Source organism: Marinospirillum sp., assembly GCF_044810985.1.
Taxonomy (GTDB): domain Bacteria; phylum Pseudomonadota; class Gammaproteobacteria; order Pseudomonadales; family Halomonadaceae; genus Marinospirillum.
The window spans coordinates 227164-246485 of the sequence record NZ_CP085242.1 but is presented as its reverse complement, the minus strand read 5'-3'; the positions used below and the strand labels follow the sequence as shown (position 1 = coordinate 246485).

Here is a 19322-nt window from a genome sequence, read left to right as displayed (position 1 = left end):
ACCTTCCCTCAACGATGATGATTAAGGGGAAGGGTTTTGAAGGAGTGGGTTGTGATTCATAAAATCAAAGCACTACACGACAACGGCCAGGGTCTTTCCGTCCGAGCCATCAGTAAGCAGTTGTCCATCTCTCGCAATACCGTTCGCAAGTATCTGCGTCTATCGGAAGAAGCCATTCAAGGTCAGCAATCAGACCCCAGTCGCAGCAAAAAGCTGGATGATTACCGCAGTTATCTGGTGTACCTACTGGGTGAGTTCCCCAAGCTGAGTGCGGTGAAGGTTGCTCGTAAGCTGCGTACTAAATATGGCTCCATCCCTGCATCTGATCGAAGTTTGCGCCGTTATATTCAACAGCTGCGCCAGGAAGTGGCTGTAGCTCAGGTTCGCTACTTTGAACCCATTATTGATGATGTGGCCGGTGTTCAATGTCAGGTTGATCCCGGCGAGCTGCGAGGCGTTCGGGTCGGTGATCAGGAGGTCACCCTTCACTTTGTTGTCTTCGTGCTCTCTTTCTCGCGTCTGATGTATGTGGGCCTGAGCTTCCAGCCCCTTGATACCCAGGCCTTTATTCAACTGCATGATGAAGCCTTCCGGTATTTTGGCGGCATCACCGAAGAGTGTGTTTATGACCAGACCAAGCTGGTGGTGATCAAGGAGCAATACCGGGAAATCGAGGCCAACCAGCGCTTTTACCAGTATGCCACCACCGCAGGCTTTAGAATCCATGCCTGTGAAGGCTATGACCCCCAGAGCAAGGGCAAGGTGGAAGCTGGGGTCAAATACGTCAAGCAGGACTGCTTTTATGGCGAACACTTCACCTGTCAACAAGCCGTGAGAGACCATCTGCAAAACTGGCTGGATGAAGTGGCCAACCGTCGTGAGCATGGCACCACCGGCCAGATCCCCCACACCGTTTTTATGGCCGAAGAACGAACTCAGCTGAAGCCTTACCTGGCCCCCAGCAGTCTTCGTCAGCCTTCGGCGATTGAAACTCGTCGTGCGGATAAAACCGGTCTGATCAGCTACCAAGCCAATAAATACTCCGTGCCTCTGGCCTGGCAGCAATCTCAGGTCGGTGTAATGCAGCAGGAAGGCCGTCTGGTCATTACCGACCTAAACACTGGTGAGACCCTGGCCGAACATACCCTGTGCCTGGAAAAGGGGCGCATCATCAAGAACAACAACCACTACCGGGACAGGGAAGCTCGGGTGGCGCAGCTGGAGACCGAAATCAGTCAAATGCTGGGAAAGGCTCTGGGTCAGACACTCTGCCAGCAGATCAGGCGCTCAGAGCCTAGAGTCGTCAAGGATCAGCTGGTTGCCCTGAAATCCATCCTGGCTCACCTGGAGCCGGAAGATCGAAAGCTGCTTGTGCAGCTGGCCGAGCGGCCCGGCATTACCGCTGGCAAGATCAAACGCTACCTGGAGGCGGAACGTCAGGCGCGGAGCAAAGGGCGTTATCCAGATCACGGTCTGCCAGAGGCTACTTCGGCCAACCATGTAGACCTCTCGGCTTACCAGCGACTTGGCCAGTCCAGTGGCCAGGAGGTGACCCATGGGGCAGCTTGAACAAACCCGCGCCCGCTGCAAAAGCCTGAGGCTGACCTGGATGGCTCAACAGCTCCCTCAGCTGCTCGGTGAAGCTGAAAGTAATGACTGGTCTTATCTACAGTGTATCGACCACCTGATGGGCTATGAGCTGAAAGAACGCGATCAAAAACGCATCCAGCGTCACTTCAAACAAGCTCACTTCCCGATGGAAAAGCGCCTGGATGACTTCGACTATCGTCACCAGACCACCATCAATAAACGCCAGATCAGTGCGCTGCTGGACTTCAACTTCCTGGATCAGCGCCAGAACCTGGTGTTCATCGGGCCACCGGGAGTGGGCAAAACCCACCTGGCCATTGGCCTGGGCTACAAAGCCATCGAAGCCGGTTACAAGGTGCTGTTCAAAACGGCCATGACCCTGGTGGAAGAGCTGGAACTGGCTGAAAAACGCGGTGAACTGAAAAAGCGGATCAGCCTGCTGGCCAAAAACGACCTGCTGATCATTGATGAGCTGGGATACCTGCCCATGAGCCGCCAGTCCCGCTATAACCTCTTCCAACTGGTCAACAGCCTGTATGAGTACCGCTCCATCATCCTGACCACCAACAAGGACTTCACCGACTGGGGAGAGTTCTTCCATAACGACAATGTGGCCATACCCATCGTAGACCGGATTATCCATCACTCACACATCTTCATGCTGGGAGGAGAAAGCTATCGACTGAAAGAAAAGTTAACCAACTAACGCACCAGGTGGGTCAATTTTATTGGCCAAAGGTGGGTCAAAATAAATGGCCATTGACATAAATCCTTGTCTGGATTGAAGCCCATCAGCCTAACCAAGCTGTAGAAAAAACTCAGCCACAAAATTGATCATTTATTGTACTAATAATAGCGATTCTACGTAAATTATAAAGCACTTTTCATCACCAGAAACTCCAGAATTTACGTAGGAGCGCGAAAATTTCTCAAAAAAACAAAATCGATTAGGTTTTTCTACATCCAGAACGCGAACAGCAGGCGCTCCGCTTGTTGACGTCGTTTGTCTGTAATTGTTATGTGCCTTTCCTAGAAATATACTTCACATTCGCCAGCCCTTCGAAGTCGCTGTCTTGTGTCCAAACTACAGCGGAAAATTTCTGGGCAGTGGCGAAAATAATGCTATCAGCTAGCGGCAATTTATGGAGAATACCAAATTTGGCGGCATCCTTGGCAAGCTCTGAATTCAGCGGAACCACCCTGCCCTGCTCCATATGAGCAGTAACAATCAGGGCCGCTTCTTCTCCCCGCTGACGCAACACGTTCTTGAAAACCTCTGTGATTGTGATGCTTGGCACCAGCAACTCAGATAATTTTTCAATGGGTTCCGAAAAAACCGCAGAATTACCATCGCTGGCAAAATACGACAACCAAGCTGACGAATCTACGACATTCATACCCGGTCTTCTTCCCTGAGAACAGTGGTATCAATTCCTTTCAGAAAGCCTCTCATCTCCTTCATGGGTTTGAGGGGAATCACCTCAATTCGCCCTTGGTAAGAGGTCATCTGAACTTTTTGGCCAGACACAATCCCCATGGATTCACGAATTTCTTTAGGAATAACAATCTGATACTTGGGGGAAACGGTTACTGAAGTCATGGCGGCACCTATCGACACGTATTTGGTATTACGATACCCCTATCGATCAGGGCGGTCAAGGCACATAACACGGGGCGACGGGATGATTTTCAAAAGAATGGCCGGATCGTAAGCAGGGCGGCCTTCAGTGTCGTTTTTATAGGGCTAGTGAATAGCAGACAGGTCAAGCTTTTCAGAGACCAAGTAGTGTAAGGCGTGCTCAAAAGTACTCGGCTGCAGCTGATCCTGATAATTAATCACCACCATGGCAGTCTGGTTGTAGTCGCAGTGTTTGAACTTGGGCATGGGGAAAAGGGCCGGTTGCTCAGGGATACTTAATTTAAGCATAGCCAGGGAGGTTTTTCTACAGCCTGAACGCCAAGCTTTGGGGCACCCCAGCAGTCGTAGGCTGCGACAACAGCGCTTTGTTATGCATTTTGCCCCACCATCTGCTCTATGTATTCGATAATTTGACTAACCGAAATATTAAATACACCACCCTCACCTGAATCGAAAGCCTGTTTCCAAATACTGTAACCTTCGGATATATCGGGAAGCTGTTTCGTAGTTCCGACCATTTTGGTTAGTGATAATTCAAGAGTCCTTTCATCTACTGGAGCATGAGGAAGCACATCCTGAACCCCGCCTTCAATATGAGGGTTCTTAATCGCTACACCATCTACGAAAATATGATAAATCTTGCCGATTTTTTCATGGTCATCAATATGAACAATGTACAGGTGAGACCCGGTTTCGCTTTCTCTTGTTTTGTACTCCCAGACTTGCCCAATAGCATAATCTGATGCAGAAGCCCCAATACTAAATAGACCCGCTAATAGCGCGATTAACTTCTTCATTGATGTTCCTTAGATGCATAACGCCGCTTAGCACGCGCGGTTACGGAATGGAGGCGAAGTCGCAATGCAGTAACCGTCACCGTGACTGGCCTTGTTAGATAATTCAGCATTTCAGTAGCCTATTCAGATGCTTAACCACATACTCCCTCGCACCTCGATTTTTGAAAAGTGAAGGAATGTGCAGCAAAAAATTACGCCATTTGAAGGCATCGACATTTCGGTCAACTCCATCTATGAAATCCCGAAGATCGATAGCTGACTCCTGATTGAACGCCCACAATTCCTGGCCTTTATACTGAATAGTGAAATAGGCATCAGCTGGCCAATCAAGGTTATGCTTCTGAGCGAGCCCGCAACTACTACAATTAACTGACCCGATATCAAGCCCATGATTGCGCATAAGGTAACGTGAGTGGGCCCAGTTTTCGGGAGTATAACCCACGGGTAAATCTTTTATAGACTCAACCGAGCCACCGTGTAAGCCTGCGTAGAATACGGCACCATGCCATTTGTGACCGCAGGAGTCTTGAAAAAGCTCATAATCAAAAATCTCACTCTCCTGAAAGTAGGGAACATCACTTTTGAGGTGGATTTTCGAGATCTCAGCAAATTCAAATATCGCCTTGGAGCCACATGAAGGGCAGCACACATCAACAAAATGTGGCATTGGATTCCAGCCGTATGTTCCCGTCAAGACACAAACCCTTTTTCTCTAACACCGCTCAGCACGCGCGGTTACGAAATGGAGGTGAAGCCGCAATGTAGTAACCGTTGCCGTAACTGGCTTGGTTAAACGCTTTAGATCCGTGCACCGGTTTTGTACAGATGATCCACACAGAAAGCCGAACCGTTAACCTGCTTTCCGCTGCAATTGCTCCAATTGCACAGCTTATCAGACACGCCACCTCTATTTTCTATCATCATGTTCTTTATGAGTGGAACAGCGTCAAAAGCTTGCCAATTCTCCGAAACGGATAGCTTAATCGCATATTGCGGCTGATATTTGTCCCACTCATCAACACGCCACAATTGGCCGCAAGCAGGACATTTCTTCAGGTAAACCCAGTTGCCAGCATCTATTTCGGAGAGTCCCGCAACAAACTCTTTCCACCCCTTGCTCACGTCAACAAGTGGTGGGCGTTCATTGCACTGACATTGAGGTTTCATAGGCATTTAACGCTGCTCAGCACGCGCGGCTACGGAATGAAGACGAAGCCGGAATGCAGTAGACGTCGCCGTGACTGGCCTGGTTAAAGGATTTGCGCGACCCCGAAGCCAAAGAAGCATACAAGGGCCGCCCCAAAAGTAATTAATTGAACACTTAGCGAGTAGTGTGAGTGCTTGTCAGACACCTTCAATGGCGACAGCGCCCTGTTGGTCAGTTCAACAACAATTCGATCAAGTTCAGCTTTAAGCTCCGCTTCAGACTCTTTAGGGCCAATTCTGTCAATCTCGCCTTGGATTGCGGGCTGATTGTTTGTAAGCAATACATAGTTGGAGTTCAGTTTATATAGGTGCCACATCGCGTAGAGCGAAGCCATCCCGGACAGCACGAAAAGCGCCCAGGAGATAAATAAAACAGATGGAAATACCAGCCCCTCCTTTCCCGGGCCAATCAGAGAGTTCGAAAAGGAGACAGTGCCAACCAACACTGCAGCGGTAATCGTTAAAACAGTTTTACAGACATCGAGGCGACTTTCCCAGTAACGCCCATGGACTGCATGCATCTGCGCCGCAGTAGCATCAACCGCCTCGCCAAGTTCTGGCATCACAGATTCGATGTCTAACTCTCTCATATTTACCTTTAACATTTACTCATAAACATGCTCAAATCTCTGATCAGAAGAGCACACTCATTTTTCGTCCAAATTACCGCCATCGCTGACGAATGTCCATTGACTCAGGGCACCTCTATGGCTGCAAACGTGCTTGCTTGTTTTTCAAATCAGGGCGCTGTTTTATCTAGGAAAGCTGCCGTTTGAAAGGCGGGAGGCTGTTGAGCAGTTGGCTGCCGTAGCGTTTGGTGAGGATGCGTCGGTCGAGCAGGGTGACTTTGCCTTCGTCGTCTTCCTTGCGTATCAGTCGGCCACAGGCTTGTACCAGGCGGATGCTGGCATCGGGTACGGTGATTTGCATAAAGGGATTGCCGCCGCTGGCTTCGATCCATTCTGCGAGGGTGGCATCCACTGGATCATCGGGGGTGGAGAAGGGTAAGCGTACGATGACGACGTGGGTCAGGTATTTACCGGGCAGGTCGATGCCTTCAGCCAGGGAGGCCAGGCCAAAGATGATGCTGGGTTTGCTGGCGTCCACCTGGGTGCGGTGTTTTTCAATCAGGCGATTCTTGGAGAGCTGATCCTGGGTGAGGGTAATGCGCTTCAGCTGGGATGGAAGGCCATCATAGACTTCATTCATCTGGCGGCGCGAGGAGAAGAGCACCAGAGCGGCCGCCTGGGGATGATTCAGTTCGGTTTCCACATAATCCAGAATCGCTTCCGTGTGGGCCTGCTGCTGGCTGGGATCACAGGCTTGTTTGGGTACTTCCAGTACGCCCAGGCGCGGGTAGTCAAAGGGACTGGGGTAGCTTTTACAGAGGGTGGAATCGGCCAGACCAGAGCGATGCTTGAGGCGATCAAACTTGCCCAGTGCGGTCAGGGTCGCGGAAGTCAGGGTGCTGCCAAAACAGCGTGACCAGAGGCGATAGGCCAGATCCCCGGCAGCCGTCACCGGGCTGGCGGAAAGCTCCAGATCCTCTTCCCCTTCGGCCTGGCGGTGCAGGGTCAGCCAGCGGGCATGCGGCGGGCGACCTTCAGGGTCAGGCTCGGCACAGAGGCTCCAGAGCTGGTGAGCAGCCAAAGCGCGGGCGTGCAGAAGCGCCAGCAAGGGCTGCCATTCGGAGGCGATGTCGGCATCCAGGCTGGTGTTCTTGTCCGGGTCCTGAGCATCCCTGAGTTGGTTGACCAGGCTTTCCAGATTGCGGCACAGACTGGAAAAGTGAATCAGCAACTGTCCGGCAAATTCCCGCACCCCTTCCGGCAACTGGCCCTGGGGCCAACGATGCACAGGTGCCGAGCGGTTGTAACCTTCCTGAAAATTGATCTTGTCGCGTAGTTGGGCATAGAGCATCCCCAGATCGCGCACCAGATCATCCACCGGATTGACCAGTTGATTCAGTTGGCTGGTGGCTGAAGGGCTGGCGACCACCGCCTTGAGCAGATCCGGTTGGGATTTTTTCAGCAGTTGCAGCCATTTAAGACTGGCATTAAAGCGAAAGGTGGCCGCAAAGTGACTGATGGCCTTGTCGGGCAGGTGATGGGCTTCATCAAAAACATAGTAGCTTTGCTCGGGAGCCGGCAGGATAACGCCCCCACCCAGAGCGAGATCCGCCAGCACCAGATCATGGTTGGCAACAATCACATCGGCCTGATCCAGTTCCCGGCGGGCATTGTAGAAAGGGCAGGCTGCGGCAAAATGCGGGCAGCGGCGATTGCTGCAACGCTGGTGATCTGTGGTCAGCCGCTCCCAGAGTTCATTGGGAACGGCTTCCTTGAGGCTATCTCTGTCGCCACTCCAGCGGCCGCTGGCAAAATCATCCACCAGGCGTGTCATCAGGTCTTCGTCACTGGCTCCCGGTGCCGCCATGAGTTCCTTTTCAAACAGGCTCAGGGTGGGATTGTCGTCTTCAGGTTCTGATGAGCGCAGGCTGGCCGCCACCTTGCTCAACTGGGAGGTGCACAGATAACGACCCCGGCCTTTGGCCAGGGCAAAGTTGAATTCCAGCGAGGTGAGGCTTTTCAGATCAGGCAGATCCCTGAGCAGCAACTGCTCCTGCAGGGCCACCGTGGCTGTGGAGATAATCAGGCGCTTGTCGCGTGCCTGAGCCACCGGCAGGGTTGCCAGCAGGTAGGCCAGGGTTTTGCCTGTGCCGGTACCTGCTTCTATGGCAATGAGGTGATTGTTGCCCTTGCGATGACCTTCGTCATCTTCGGCAATGGCCGCAAAGCTTTTGGCAATGTCGGCGATCATGTGTTTCTGACCGCCTCTGGGCTTAACCTTGCGACCTTCCAGAAACTCCCGATAGGCTTTCTGGATTAATGCTTGTTGCTCCGGGTTCATGCACCCTCGTCTTCTTGCATCAACTCCTGGGGAGGATGCACACAAGGCAGTTTGCTCTTGGTGTATTCTTCAACGGCAGGCAGTGCAAAGGCATCTTCTTCACCGATAAAGCTGATGGAGGTGCCCATAGCGCCAGCACGACCAGTACGACCAATGCGGTGCACATAGTCTTCAGGGTCTTCGGGCAGGGTATAGTTGATAACATGGCTGACGTCATCAATATGAATCCCGCGGCCTGCAACATCCGTGGCGACCAGCACTTCGATTTTGCCTTCCCGGAAGTTTTCCAGCGTGGAGATGCGTTTTTTCTGCTCCACTTCACCGGAAAGCATGGCGACACTGACCCCGGATTTTTTCAGGGCTTCGTAAACATCGCGGGTGGTATCCCGGCGATTACTGAAGACGATTACCTTGGTCAGACCCCAGTGCTTGATCAGGCGGGTCAGCAGGCGGGTTTTATCACTGTCCGGCACCAGAAAGGCGTGCTGGTCAATGTTGTCGGCTGACTGAATTTTGGTGGCGATTTCCACGCGCTGCGGGTTCACCGTCCACTGCGCCGACAGGTTGAGAATATCCTGGGTAAAAGTCGCGGAATAAAGCAGCGTCTGGCGTTCTTCCTTGGGTGGTGTGGAGCGAATGATGCGCTTAACATCGGGAATAAAGCCCATATCCAGCATACGATCCGCTTCATCCAAAACCAGAATTTCCACTTCACGCAGATCCACGTCTTTTTTGCTGTGGAAGTCCAGCAAACGGCCAGGCGTTGCCACCAGCAGATCGATGGCTTCGCTGCGCAGTTGATCACGTTGTTTGACGTAATCCATACCCCCCACCACGGACAAAAGCTTAAAGGGGGTGTAGCGCATCAGAATTTCTGCATCCTTACAGATTTGCAGAACCAACTCACGCGTGGGAGCCAGAATCAAGGCACGTGGGGCACCAATTTTGCGCCCTTCAGGCAGATCTTCTTCCAGCAGATAAGTCAGGATGGCAATCAGAAAAGCAGCGGTTTTGCCAGTGCCTGTCTGGGCTTTACCGATCAGATCCACGCCGTGCAGGGTGTAAAGCAGGGACTCGGCCTGGATCGGGGTGCAGTAGCTGAAACCTTCGTCACTGATGGATTTCATCAGCGGCAGAGGCAGGTTGAAATCATGGAAACGCACCTTGCCTTCCTGCTCGGGCACCGGAAACTGATCCAGTGTCCAGTCGCCCAGGGCTGCCTTGGCTTTCTCCTGACGCTCTTTGAAAATATCCGCAACGCTGCCGCTGTTCTGACGAGCAGCGGGTGAGTTACGACGACCGGCAGAACGCTTGGGCGGGTTGCGACGACGCCGACGCTTGGGCGGCGCCTTGCTGGTGGATGCATTGTTTCCAGAAGATGCGGCAGACGAATTTGTCAAAACGCGACCTCAAAATTGATAAGTAAATGTTGAACTCTTTCCTGTAGCAGGCGGCGTATGATAGCAAGTTTACCCGCTGGCGACTAACGGCTCTGTTGTAATTCGCGCACATCATCCATCAAGCGGGTCACCCGGCTGGTCAGTTGACTGCGACTGGCTTCCAGGGAGGCCAAAATTTCATCGTATTCAGCCAGGCGCTCTTCCAGGTTTTCAGGCACTTCTGGCGTTTGTTGACCGGCCAGATCGGTGACCTGGGTGGTCAGGCCCTGCAGGTCTTTGCGCAAAGCAGTCACCTGTTCACGGCTATCCTGATCACGCAATTGCTGAGTCAGGGTGGAAGTGGTCAGGCTGACTTCTGCCAGACGGCTGGAGTAGCTTTCAACCTCGCGGGACAGGCTGGTTAGCTGCTCTTCCAGCTCGCTTGCCTGCTGGTTCAAGCGTGACCCCAGCCGATCGCTTTTTTGATTGGCCTCATCGGCAGTGCGGCTGACCTCGGCGACCTGGTTTTGCAGGTCTTCCAGGTTGGTTTCCAGCTCTTCTATCGCCGGACGGTTACGCTGATGGGCCACCACCCAGAGTTTGCGGATTTCATCATCGGCCCATTCCAGCTTATCGGAAAAGGTACTGCCCGCTTCGGTCAAGTCCTGCCCGGTTTCTGAGAGCCGAATCTCCAGCTCCTGAACCCGGTTGGCCAGTGAGTGCAGGGAAGACTGCTGGTTTTCCGCACGCTGATATTGCCAGCCGCCGAAGGCCAGACCCGCAACCGCCAATAACAAGGCAAAAGCAGCCAACCAGGGAAAACCGGAACTCGGGGGTTCTTCGCGAAGGGCCGGATAAGAGCCATTACCGCCACCGCCTCCTGAACCACCCAAATGGGGTTCGGACTGACCAGAAGGAGTTGATGTCGATGTTGAAGTGGATGCTGAAGCCGCTCTGGCTTTTGCTTGTTCAGCTTCTCGCGCGGCATTTTTCTCCGCCAGACGCCGCCGAACTTCGGCACGCGCCGCTTCGGAAGCGGCTCTGTTCAGGGGAGCTGCCTGGGACTCTTTGGGTTTCTCGCTGCCAGTAGGCTTTCTTTCTTCATTGAGCTTTCTGCCTTCAGCAGGTTTCTCAGGCTTGGGATCATCGGGAAGAACGAGTCGAGGTTCTTTACGGTCAGGCATTGTCTTAACCAAATGTTGAGCAAAGCCGTTATTCTGACAAGTGTCGGCTCTGGCGGCTACCCCTCATTTCAATTCCTAATACCTGAGTACAAAAGTCGGATTTGTCTCTTCAGCAACTGAGTGCTATGATTCTCAATGTTTTCATTGATTTGTATCAGATAGCGGTTGAAATTAGTTGCCGCTGTCACCAGTATTAAGTTTTAACAAAGCTTTGATGAGTAAAGCTCATTTTTTGAGCACTATTAATAAGGAGACCTAACCATGGCTTTTGAACTACCTGCACTGCCGTATGAAAAAAATGCACTGGAACCGCACATGTCTGCCGAGACTCTGGAATACCACCACGGCAAACACCACAACACCTATGTCACCAAGCTGAATGGCCTGATCTCCGGTACCGATCTTGAGGGCAAAAGCCTGGAAGAAATCATCAAGGCAGCTGAACCCGGCCCACTGTTCAACAACTCAGCCCAGGTCTGGAACCACACTTTCTTCTGGAACTGCCTGAGCCCTAATGGCGGTGGCGAGCCTACTGGTGCTGTGGCTGATGCCATTAAAGCCAAGTGGGGTTCTTTTGAAGACTTCCAGAAAGAATTTGAAGACAAAGCCGCCAACAACTTTGGTTCCGGCTGGACCTGGCTGGTCAAGAATGCTTCCGGCGACCTGGAAATCGTCAACACCTCCAATGCTGGCACGCCCATGACCGATGGCAAAACAGCCCTGCTGACCGTTGATGTCTGGGAACATGCCTACTACATCGACCACCGCAACTCTCGTCCCAACTACCTGAAAGCCTTCTGGGCCCTGGCCAACTGGGACTTCGTCAACAAGAACTTCGCTGGCTAAGCTTTCACAGCCTGCAAAAACCCGGCCCTGGTGGCCGGGTTTTTTTATGCCTCCTGAAAATTCCGGCTGAATGCTTTAGCATAATCAGCAGATAACAATAACCGGAGACAAGCATGACCTCACCTACAACTGCAGATAAATGGCGCGCCCTCGCGGATTCCCTGACACTACCCCACCAGGCCTTTATCAACGGCCAGTATGTGGATGCACTGAGTGGTGCCACCTTTGCCTGTGAAAGCCCTCTGGATGGTCGCAAACTGACGGATGTTGCCAGTTGCCAGGAAGAAGATGCCCACCAGGCCGTCGGCGCAGCCAGAGAGGCCTTTGAAACCGGTGTCTGGCGTGACCTGCCACCGGCCAAACGCAAGAAAATTCTGCTTCGATTTGCCGACCTTATAAAAGCCAACCGTGATGAACTGGCCTTGCTGGAAACTCTGGATATGGGCAAGCCCATCCGTTTTTCACAGGCGGTGGATATTCCCGGTGCGGCCCAAACCCTTAGTTGGACTGCTGAGGCCATCGACAAGGTTTATGGTGAAATAGCACCCACAGCCAGCAACCAGATCGGCATGATCACCCGCGAGCCGATAGGTGTTGTCGCCTGTATTGTGCCCTGGAATTTTCCGCTACTCATGGCCAGCTGGAAGTTTGCTCCGGCCCTGGCTGCCGGTAATTCAGTGATTCTCAAGCCTTCAGAAAAATCGCCTCTTTCAGCTTTGCGGATCGCCGAACTGGCCCAACAGGCCGGTATTCCCGATGGGGTTTTCAATGTTCTGCCCGGTTTTGGTTCTTCGGTAGGCCGCGCCCTGGCCCTGCACCCGGATGTTGACTGCCTGGCTTTCACCGGCTCTACAGCCACTGCCAAGCAGCTTTTGGTGTATTCCGGCGAATCCAACATGAAGCGGGTCTGGCTGGAAGCCGGTGGCAAAAGCCCCAATATTGTTTTTGCCGATGCCCCGGACCTCGATAAGGCTGCCAGGGCCGCTGCCCAGGCCATTGCCTTCAACCAGGGACAGGTCTGCACCGCAGGAACCCGCCTTCTGGTTGAATCCAGCATCCATGATGAATTCACCGAAAAGGTCAAACAGGCCCTGCAGAAGTGGCAACCGGGTGACCCTCTTGATCCGGCCACGACTTTTGGAGCCATCGTTGACCAGCAACAATTCAGCAAAGTTCTGGATTACATCGCAACAGCCCAACAGGAAGGTGCCCAGCTTACAACTGGCGGCCAGGCCGTCAAGCCGGAATCCGGGGGTTACTTTGCCCAGCCAACTATCTTTACAGGGGTCAAGAATGCCATGCGACTGGCCAGGGAAGAGGTGTTCGGCCCGGTGCTTGCCGTAATCAGTTTTGATACGCCCGAAGAAGCTGTCGCCCTGGCCAATGACAGCATCTATGGGTTGGCAGCAGCCGTCTGGACTTCCGACATCAACAAGGCCCATAAAACCGCCCAGGCTTTACGGGCTGGCAGTGTCTGGATCAACAACTACGACGGTGGTGACATGACCGCCCCCTTCGGAGGTTTCAAACAATCCGGTAACGGCCGTGACAAATCCCTGCATGCTTTTGATAAATACACGGAAATCAAGGCAACCTGGCTGACCTTGAACTAGGTCACAAAAGCTGGCTGTAAATCGGGTTAAGATGACTTACACGGGGATCTACTATAAGGTAACTCTTTTATACCACTAACAAGACAAGGATAAGCTATGACCCTACCGGTGATCATCTGTGATGACTCGGCTATGGCACGCAAACAGCTGGCCCGATCCCTGCCGGGCGGTTGGGATGTTGAAATCACCTTTGCAGCCAATGGACAGGAAGCCCTGGATGCGATCCACGCAGGCAAGGGTGATCTCCTGTTTCTGGATCTCAACATGCCGGTGATGGATGGTTACCAGGTTCTGGAAACCATCCGCAAGGAAGATCTTTCCAGCCTGGTTCTGGTGGTTTCAGGGGACATCCAGCCCGAAGCGCACCACAGGGTCATGGCTCTGGGTGCTCTGGATTTCATACAAAAACCCATCAACACTGAAATCATCACCGGCATCCTGAGCAATTACGGCATCATCAGCTCCACGCAGCCACAAACACCCGAAGAGCTGGCACGCTTTAACAACCAGCAACTGGAACTGACCGACCTGATTCAGGAAACCGTCAATATTGCCATGGGCCAGGCGGGCAAACTGCTGGGGGATCTGCTGGATACCTTCATCCATCTGCCTGTGCCCAAGGTGCATTTGCTGAATTATAGCCACCTGCCCGAACAACTGGCTGCACGCAGGCTGGACAGCGTGTCAGCGATTTCCCAGGGGTTCAATGGTGCCGGTATTGCCGGAGAGGCACTGGTGCTGCTGGATGATCGCAGCCTGCCTGCCGTCACCCGCCTGTTACCGGAAACCCAGAGCCCGGACAGCAACAACCAGTTGGAAGTGCTCACGGATCTGGCCGGGCTTTTGAGCGGGGCCTGCCTGAAAGGTTTTGCCAGGCAGCTGGATATTCAGTTCAGCCTCGGGCACCCGATCATTCTGGGGCGCAGTCAGCCACTCAGTCAGCTGTTGCAAACCAGCTGGCACAGTCAGAAAATTCTGGCCGTGGAAATTGATTATCATCTGCCTGGACAAAACATCGAATGTGATCTACTCCTGATGTTTACTGAAGACTCTCTACCCGCCCTGACCGAACGCACTGGATATTTACAATGACCGCACAGGAAAAAGATTCAGAGCTCACCGACATGCACTGGATGGTTCAGATGCTGCAAACCGTGGATGTGGGTCTGGTGGTTCTGGACAGTGACAATAAAATCCTGCTCTGGAACAGCTTCATGGAAAACCATTCCGGCATCCGCAGCAGTCAAGCGCTGGGCAACAATCTCTATCAGCTTTTCCCCCATCTTCCCCAAGCCTGGCTGCAACGCAAGCTGGATGCCACTTTCAAGCTGGGCAGCCCGGCCTACTCCACCTGGGAACAGCGCCCACGCCTGTTTGACTTCAAAAGTTATCGCCCGCTGACAGGGGGTTCTGAGTTGATGTACCAGAATCTGACCCTGATGCCGCTTCAGGGCGCCGACAACACCACCGCCCAGGTCTGTCTGCTGGTTTATGATGCGACTGAAAATGCCATCAGCAAACTGCAACTGGAAGCAGCCAACCAGGAGCTGGCCCGCCTGAGTCGTACAGATCGCTTAACGGAACTGCTCAACCGGGGTTACTGGGAAGAATGCCTGAACCAGGAGTTTCTGCGTGGACAACGCAGTGGCGGTGAATCCAGCCTGATTATCTTTGATATTGATCACTTCAAACCCGTCAATGACACCTATGGCCACCAGGCGGGTGATGAAGTGATCCGCCGCGTTGCCCAATTGCTGAGAAGTACGGCGCGGGAAACCGACTTTGCAGGCCGTTATGGAGGTGAGGAATTTGTTCTGCTGCTGCCGGACACCCCCGCCGAAGGTGCTCTGGGAGTGGCCGAAAGGTTGCGTAAAACCCTGGAGTCCACCCAGGTTGAATACGAGGATCTGACCCTGCAGGTTACCATCAGCCTGGGCGTCAGCGTTTTTTCTCCCGACCTGGTTTCTGCCAGCCAGTGGCTGGAAAGAGCCGACCAGGCCCTGTATCAGGCCAAGAATTCAGGCCGCAACCAGGCCCACCTCTGGCAGAATCAAAAGAAATAGCGCCAGGCCGCTGCCATACTGATGCCCACAGCAATCGCAGGCAGCGGTTTTCGCAAAACCAGAAAGACCAGCAGTGTGCTCAAAAGAGACAAACGCGCCGCCATATCGCCTTCCACGGCCATGGGTAGAATCAGGGCAATCAGAACCGAACCGGACATGCCATTGATGAAGCCTTCCACCCGCCGGTTGATGGGCACAAAGGACATCAGAAAGACACCGCCGTAACGGGTCACCAAAGTGACCAGGGTCATCACGGCAATCACCAACAGGCTGCCTGCCAGAGTGGGCTCCAGAGTCATGGCGCTTCCTCCAGCCAGAAGGCACCCACCAGCCCACCTGCCAGGGCACCGGCAACCACATGACTGTTGGGTGGCAAAAGATAAAGTGCCAGAATGGAGACACCGCCAGCCACCGACCAGATCACCAGGTTGCGCAGGTTCTTTTTGCCACCCAGAGCCATGGTCAATAAAAAGCAGCCCAGCACCATGTCCAGCCCCAGAGCTTCCGGGTCAGGAATTCCCTGGGTCAGTACCAGACCCAGCCAGGTGCCCGCAACCCAGGTCAGCCAGAGTGCCAGCCCGCCGCCAAAAAGCAGCCCCAGATTACGCTCACCGCGTGCATACTCCTGAGCCGAAATAGCCCAGTTGGCATCACTGATCAGGGTCAGAATGCCATAGCGCTTACCCGGAGAAATTTCCCGCAACCAGGGATAAAGGGAGGCCCCCATCAGCAGATGGCGGGCATTGATGGCAAAGGTGGTTATGATGATAGCCAGCAGCGGAATCTCAACCTGCCAGAGTTCCAGAGCCGCGAACTGAGAGGCACCGGCAAACACAAAAGCGCTCATCAACAGGGCTTCGGTTTTTGACAGGCCCGTCTGGGCAGCAGCCAGGCCAAAGGCAATGCCAAAAGCCACCACAAACATCGACAGGGGCAAGAGTCGCTTGAACCCCTGCCAGGTGCCATTAAGATCCAGCCGCGTTTCAGCCGAGATCATCAAGGTCTCCTTCCCTGACGGGGGTTGTCTCTTCCCAGGCACCAAGCTTCTCCCGGGCAATCCGTCTGCCCAGCTCGATCAGCTGCGTGGCCTTGTGAAATTCATAACCACCACAGGCCGTTCTGGGTACTTCCATCAAGACATCGGGTGGGTAACCAGCCACCTTGTACTGACTCAAGGCCGACTGGGTGATTTCAAAGGATTGCAGAATCACATCCAGCTTGCCCCAGCGAGTGTCCGAAGCCTGGCGCTCATCAGCTGATTCCTGGCTTTCATCCTCCCAGAAATTCAATCGCCCCAGCAGCTGACCGGCACGACCCTTAACCCGATTCATCCACTCCCCGACGGCTGTGGGGTCGCGATCGGCATCACCCTTGGCCTGCCAGTCCGGCATCAACTCCTGCAGGGTGGCACGCGAGTTCTGGGCCGTTACATTGACGGCCACAATCAGGTCGGCATGATAAGCCACCACCGGAGTGATGGGCAGAGGATTCAAAAGCCCGCCATCCACCAGGGTGCGTCCCCGGTGTTGAACCGGAGTAATCACGCCGGGTACGGCTATTGAGGCACGTATGGCTTCCTCCAGAGGCCCCTGCTGAAACCAGACTTCTTTCTGTTTGGTCAGATCGGTTGCCACGGAGGTGTAGGGAATGGGCAAATCTTCAATCTTTTTGCCAGCCAGCATCTGGGCAATCACCTGCATGATTTTTTCGCCCTTGATGGCCCCCATGGGGCTCCAGGTGACATCCACCAGGCGCAGAAGATCAAAATAATCCAGCCCGGTCACCCACTCCTGATATTCCCGAAGCTTGCCGGCAGCATACAGACCACCCACCAGCGCCCCCATGGAGCAACCGGAAATCCCCACAATTTCATAACCTCTGGCTTCCAGCTCCTCAATGACTCCGATATGAGCATAACCTCTGGCTCCGCCAGAACCCAAAACCAGCGCCACGCGCTTGTTGTGACCTCTTTGCATTGCTACTTCTTTACCCTTCTTGCTGTTCTGTAACTTATTCATGTGGTTCAGCCAGGAGAAATTCAATAACCACGGATGCGGTTTTGGCTGCAGTTGCTTCTTCCAGGTGCAGATGATGCCCGCCTGCCAGTACCCTTTTTTGTCCCCGAGCAAGCAGTTGGAAACGCTCTTCAATTTCCGGGCGCTCAATCAACAAGCCGCTTTCAGCTTCAACCAGCAGTGCCGGGGCCTTGATGGCACGCACAAAGGCCTGATTCTGGGCCTCGGTCAAACGCCAGGGTGACGGGTGGCGCAAACGTGAATCACTCTGCCAGTACCAGCCTCCGGCCTGATGTTCTGCATCCACGCGCTTGAGTGCTCGCTGGCATAATTGCAGTGCGGCCCCCAGGTCAACCGCCCCCACCCCTTTCATGCGGGCTTCTGCTGCTTCACGAATAGAGGAATAGGCCTTGCCCGGCAAGGGCGGAAAAGTGGCATCCAGTTGTTCCTGGCGTTTTTGCTGATGGCCTATCCAGCGACCCAGTGCCCGCCCCAACTGGGACGCGGCTTCCTCATCGGGCGTGGTCAGGGTGCCCAGACCATCCAGCATCACCAGCTTGTCTATGGCATCCGGATGGGCTCCGGCCAGCAAGGATGCCACCCCGGCACCCATGGAGTGGCCCACCAGGGTGAATCGCGACCAGCCCAGAGCCAGAGCAGCGGCCTGGACATCAAAGCAGTTTTCCATCAGTAAATAAGGCTGACCGGCAGGACGCCAGTCAGAAAAGCCATGCCCGGCAAAATCCGGTGCCACCACGTAATAACCCGCCCGGGCCAGTTCGGGTGCCAGATGAACAAAGGTCATGGCATTATCCAGCCAGCCATGCAGGGCCATCAGAGGCCGCGCATCAGGGTCACCCCAGGCCAGAGCCGCCATCTGCAGATGGGGTAAATCCAGAACCAGAGACGTTGCACCTTCAGGAACCGGGGTCAGCTTTTGTTGCTGTTGATCAAGCATGTAAAAATCCTAACTCAAACCGATGAAACGCAATATAAACACACCCAGACTGATGCTCAGGGTGCTCAGAAGGGTTGTCAAAGCAACAATATTAGCCGCCAGTACAGCGTTGCCACCCATGGCTCGGGCCATCACATAACTGGCGGCGGCTGTCGGGCTGCTGAAAACAAGAAAGAGCACACCCAGAGTGAGGCCCTCATAGCCGAGCAACCAGGCACCCAGCACCATGGGCACCGGCAGGAGCACCAGTTTATAGACCGTTGAAGACAAGGCCGTGCGACTGGTTTTGCGCAGGGCACGAAGGTCCAGCGCCGCCCCGATGCACAACAAAGCCAGAGGCAGGGTCATACTGGCCAGATACTCCGCAGTTCTCATCCCCGCTTCCGGCAGGGGCCAGTCCAGCAAGGAAAAGGGAATGGCCAGAAAAACAGCAATGATCAGAGGGTTACGCAGTACATCCAGCCCCATGCGCGGCCAGTTGATGCCTCCGGCATGACGCCAGAGGCTAAGAGCCACCACCGACAAAAGATTGTACTGAACAATCAACAAGGCCAGCAGAATCGAGGCCAATGCCACACCGGCTTCACCGTATTGATTACCGGCCAGCGCCAGCCCCACAATACCCAGGTTGCCCCGAAAAGCACCCTGAACAAACACACCTCTATCGGCGGGGTCTTCCAGTCTTTTAGCCCGCCAGACCAGCCAGATAAAAGCCAGCAGGGTGACAAGAGCAACATAGCCCAGCAACTCAGGGACAAAAACCTTGTCCAGATCGGTTTTCACCAGACTGAGAAAAACCAGCAGCGGCAGGGTGACATTAAACACCAGGCGCGATGCGACCCGGTTGAACTCATCATTGATCCAGCCAATTCGGGCAAAAAACAGCCCCAGAAAGACCAGCAGGAAAACCGGGGCGGTCACTTCCAGAGTGAAAGCAAGTGTCTCTGGAAGCATCAGAAGCTAGCCAGCCCGTAGATAATACCGGCAACGGCAATGAGAATAAAAAGCAGATTGCGCAGCCCCTTGTTGGGGTCTGATTGCTTGGGATCTTGGGAAGCCATTGGCGAGTCTCCTGTGAATGGGTCGTCGGGTCCAGATTAGACCCAGTCGTCTAGAATAACG

General features: G+C 53.8%; 20 protein-coding genes. 6 read left to right on the top strand and 14 right to left on the bottom strand.

Translation table 11 applies throughout. The annotated features are described in order from the left end of the window. The first annotated feature begins 51 nt into the window (after positions 1–51). Both istA and istB read left to right on the top strand, forming a co-directional pair. On the top strand, positions 52–1569 hold the full coding sequence (istA, locus tag LG323_RS01205; RefSeq protein ID WP_404416226.1) for an IS21 family transposase: 1518 nt from the start codon (positions 52–54) through the stop codon (positions 1567–1569). Continuing rightward, on the top strand, positions 1556–2296 hold the full coding sequence (istB, locus tag LG323_RS01200; RefSeq protein WP_114418945.1) for an IS21-like element helper ATPase IstB: 741 nt from the start codon (positions 1556–1558) through the stop codon (positions 2294–2296). The genes istA and istB overlap by 14 nt, the downstream gene beginning before the upstream one ends. A gap of 310 nt (positions 2297–2606) precedes the next feature. Here istB and LG323_RS01195 read toward each other — a convergent pair whose 3' ends face one another. The 9 genes from LG323_RS01195 to LG323_RS01155 form a co-directional block, all read right to left on the bottom strand. After that, positions 2607–2987, bottom strand: a complete 381-nt coding sequence (locus tag LG323_RS01195; protein WP_404418314.1) for a type II toxin-antitoxin system VapC family toxin — start codon at positions 2985–2987, stop codon at positions 2607–2609. Further along, positions 2984–3190 (bottom strand): AbrB/MazE/SpoVT family DNA-binding domain-containing protein, encoded by a 207-nt coding sequence (locus LG323_RS01190; protein ID WP_310695548.1) that lies wholly within the window; start codon positions 3188–3190, stop codon positions 2984–2986. Before LG323_RS01190 ends, LG323_RS01195 begins: the two co-directional genes overlap by 4 nt. Before the next feature lie 407 nt (positions 3191–3597). Continuing rightward, positions 3598–4026 (bottom strand): hypothetical protein, encoded by a 429-nt coding sequence (locus tag LG323_RS01185; protein ID WP_404418312.1) that lies wholly within the window; start codon positions 4024–4026, stop codon positions 3598–3600. 103 nt (positions 4027–4129) lie between these two features. Beyond that, entirely contained in the window at positions 4130–4720 is a 591-nt protein-coding gene (locus LG323_RS01180; RefSeq protein ID WP_404418310.1) for a hypothetical protein, read from the bottom strand. Positions 4721–4824: 104 nt separating this feature from the next. Continuing rightward, positions 4825–5199, bottom strand: coding sequence for a metal-binding protein (locus tag LG323_RS01175; RefSeq protein WP_404418308.1), 375 nt, complete (start codon positions 5197–5199; stop codon positions 4825–4827). A gap of 77 nt (positions 5200–5276) precedes the next feature. After that, positions 5277–5837, bottom strand: a complete 561-nt coding sequence (locus LG323_RS01170; RefSeq protein WP_404418307.1) for a hypothetical protein — start codon at positions 5835–5837, stop codon at positions 5277–5279. Positions 5838–5988: 151 nt separating this feature from the next. After that, on the bottom strand, positions 5989–8142 hold the full coding sequence (gene dinG / locus LG323_RS01165; RefSeq protein ID WP_404418305.1) for an ATP-dependent DNA helicase DinG: 2154 nt from the start codon (positions 8140–8142) through the stop codon (positions 5989–5991). Beyond that, positions 8139–9392 carry a DEAD/DEAH box helicase gene (locus LG323_RS01160; protein WP_404420096.1) on the bottom strand — a complete coding sequence of 418 codons (1254 nt, stop codon included), beginning with the start codon at positions 9390–9392 and terminating at the stop codon, positions 8139–8141. The genes dinG and LG323_RS01160 overlap by 4 nt, the downstream gene beginning before the upstream one ends. 233 nt (positions 9393–9625) lie before the next feature. After that, positions 9626–10705, bottom strand: a complete 1080-nt coding sequence (locus LG323_RS01155) for a hypothetical protein (protein ID WP_404418303.1) — start codon at positions 10703–10705, stop codon at positions 9626–9628. Between the two features lie 261 nt (positions 10706–10966). Between LG323_RS01155 and LG323_RS01150 the strand changes: the two genes are divergently transcribed. The 4 genes from LG323_RS01150 (at position 10967) to LG323_RS01135 (ending at position 15227) form a co-directional block, all read left to right on the top strand. Then, positions 10967–11551 carry a superoxide dismutase gene (locus tag LG323_RS01150; RefSeq protein ID WP_404418301.1) on the top strand — a complete coding sequence of 195 codons (585 nt, stop codon included), beginning with the start codon at positions 10967–10969 and terminating at the stop codon, positions 11549–11551. Positions 11552–11664: 113 nt separating this feature from the next. Then, the gene (locus LG323_RS01145; protein WP_404418299.1) at positions 11665–13164 is read left to right on the top strand and encodes an aldehyde dehydrogenase; all 1500 of its coding nucleotides are present in this window, start codon (positions 11665–11667) and stop codon (positions 13162–13164) included. Between the two features lie 96 nt (positions 13165–13260). Then, a complete protein-coding gene (locus LG323_RS01140) occupies positions 13261–14256 on the top strand; it encodes a response regulator (protein WP_310695554.1) in 996 nt (331 codons plus the stop codon). Continuing rightward, the gene (locus LG323_RS01135; protein WP_404418297.1) at positions 14253–15227 is read left to right on the top strand and encodes a diguanylate cyclase; all 975 of its coding nucleotides are present in this window, start codon (positions 14253–14255) and stop codon (positions 15225–15227) included. Before LG323_RS01140 ends, LG323_RS01135 begins: the two co-directional genes overlap by 4 nt. Here LG323_RS01135 and LG323_RS01130 read toward each other — a convergent pair. From LG323_RS01130 to LG323_RS01110, 5 genes are read right to left on the bottom strand one after another with little or no spacing between them, the layout of a single operon-like run. Further along, entirely contained in the window at positions 15215–15526 is a 312-nt protein-coding gene (locus tag LG323_RS01130; RefSeq protein WP_310695556.1) for an AzlD domain-containing protein, read from the bottom strand. The genes LG323_RS01135 and LG323_RS01130 overlap by 13 nt on opposite strands. After that, entirely contained in the window at positions 15523–16224 is a 702-nt protein-coding gene (locus LG323_RS01125) for an AzlC family ABC transporter permease (RefSeq protein WP_404418295.1), read from the bottom strand. Before LG323_RS01125 ends, LG323_RS01130 begins: the two co-directional genes overlap by 4 nt. Continuing rightward, on the bottom strand, positions 16211–17245 hold the full coding sequence (locus tag LG323_RS01120; RefSeq protein ID WP_404418293.1) for a patatin-like phospholipase family protein: 1035 nt from the start codon (positions 17243–17245) through the stop codon (positions 16211–16213). Before LG323_RS01120 ends, LG323_RS01125 begins: the two co-directional genes overlap by 14 nt. Beyond that, the gene (locus tag LG323_RS01115; RefSeq protein ID WP_404418291.1) at positions 17238–18200 is read right to left on the bottom strand and encodes an alpha/beta hydrolase; all 963 of its coding nucleotides are present in this window, start codon (positions 18198–18200) and stop codon (positions 17238–17240) included. Before LG323_RS01115 ends, LG323_RS01120 begins: the two co-directional genes overlap by 8 nt. A 9-nt stretch (positions 18201–18209) precedes the next feature. Further along, positions 18210–19154 carry an AEC family transporter gene (locus LG323_RS01110; protein WP_404418289.1) on the bottom strand — a complete coding sequence of 315 codons (945 nt, stop codon included), beginning with the start codon at positions 19152–19154 and terminating at the stop codon, positions 18210–18212. Positions 19155–19322 lie beyond the last annotated feature (168 nt).

Bases quoted from the DNA above. Each gene is read 5' to 3' on its own strand.
- istB (WP_114418945.1), top strand. From the start codon at position 1,556: ATGGGGCAGCTTGAACAAACCCGCGCCCGCTGCAAAAGCCTGAGGCTG.
- LG323_RS01195 (WP_404418314.1), bottom strand. From the start codon at position 2,987: ATGAATGTCGTAGATTCGTCAGCTTGGTTGTCGTATTTTGCCAGCGAT.
- LG323_RS01190 (WP_310695548.1), bottom strand. From the start codon at position 3,190: ATGACTTCAGTAACCGTTTCCCCCAAGTATCAGATTGTTATTCCTAAA.
- LG323_RS01185 (WP_404418312.1), bottom strand. From the start codon at position 4,026: ATGAAGAAGTTAATCGCGCTATTAGCGGGTCTATTTAGTATTGGGGCT.
- LG323_RS01175 (WP_404418308.1), bottom strand. From the start codon at position 5,199: ATGCCTATGAAACCTCAATGTCAGTGCAATGAACGCCCACCACTTGTT.
- LG323_RS01170 (WP_404418307.1), bottom strand. From the start codon at position 5,837: ATGTTAAAGGTAAATATGAGAGAGTTAGACATCGAATCTGTGATGCCA.
- dinG (WP_404418305.1), bottom strand. From the start codon at position 8,142: ATGAACCCGGAGCAACAAGCATTAATCCAGAAAGCCTATCGGGAGTTT.
- LG323_RS01155 (WP_404418303.1), bottom strand. From the start codon at position 10,705: ATGCCTGACCGTAAAGAACCTCGACTCGTTCTTCCCGATGATCCCAAG.
- LG323_RS01150 (WP_404418301.1), top strand. From the start codon at position 10,967: ATGGCTTTTGAACTACCTGCACTGCCGTATGAAAAAAATGCACTGGAA.
- LG323_RS01145 (WP_404418299.1), top strand. From the start codon at position 11,665: ATGACCTCACCTACAACTGCAGATAAATGGCGCGCCCTCGCGGATTCC.
- LG323_RS01140 (WP_310695554.1), top strand. From the start codon at position 13,261: ATGACCCTACCGGTGATCATCTGTGATGACTCGGCTATGGCACGCAAA.
- LG323_RS01135 (WP_404418297.1), top strand. From the start codon at position 14,253: ATGACCGCACAGGAAAAAGATTCAGAGCTCACCGACATGCACTGGATG.
- LG323_RS01130 (WP_310695556.1), bottom strand. From the start codon at position 15,526: ATGACTCTGGAGCCCACTCTGGCAGGCAGCCTGTTGGTGATTGCCGTG.
- LG323_RS01125 (WP_404418295.1), bottom strand. From the start codon at position 16,224: ATGATCTCGGCTGAAACGCGGCTGGATCTTAATGGCACCTGGCAGGGG.
- LG323_RS01120 (WP_404418293.1), bottom strand. From the start codon at position 17,245: ATGAATAAGTTACAGAACAGCAAGAAGGGTAAAGAAGTAGCAATGCAA.
- LG323_RS01115 (WP_404418291.1), bottom strand. From the start codon at position 18,200: ATGCTTGATCAACAGCAACAAAAGCTGACCCCGGTTCCTGAAGGTGCA.
- LG323_RS01110 (WP_404418289.1), bottom strand. From the start codon at position 19,154: ATGCTTCCAGAGACACTTGCTTTCACTCTGGAAGTGACCGCCCCGGTT.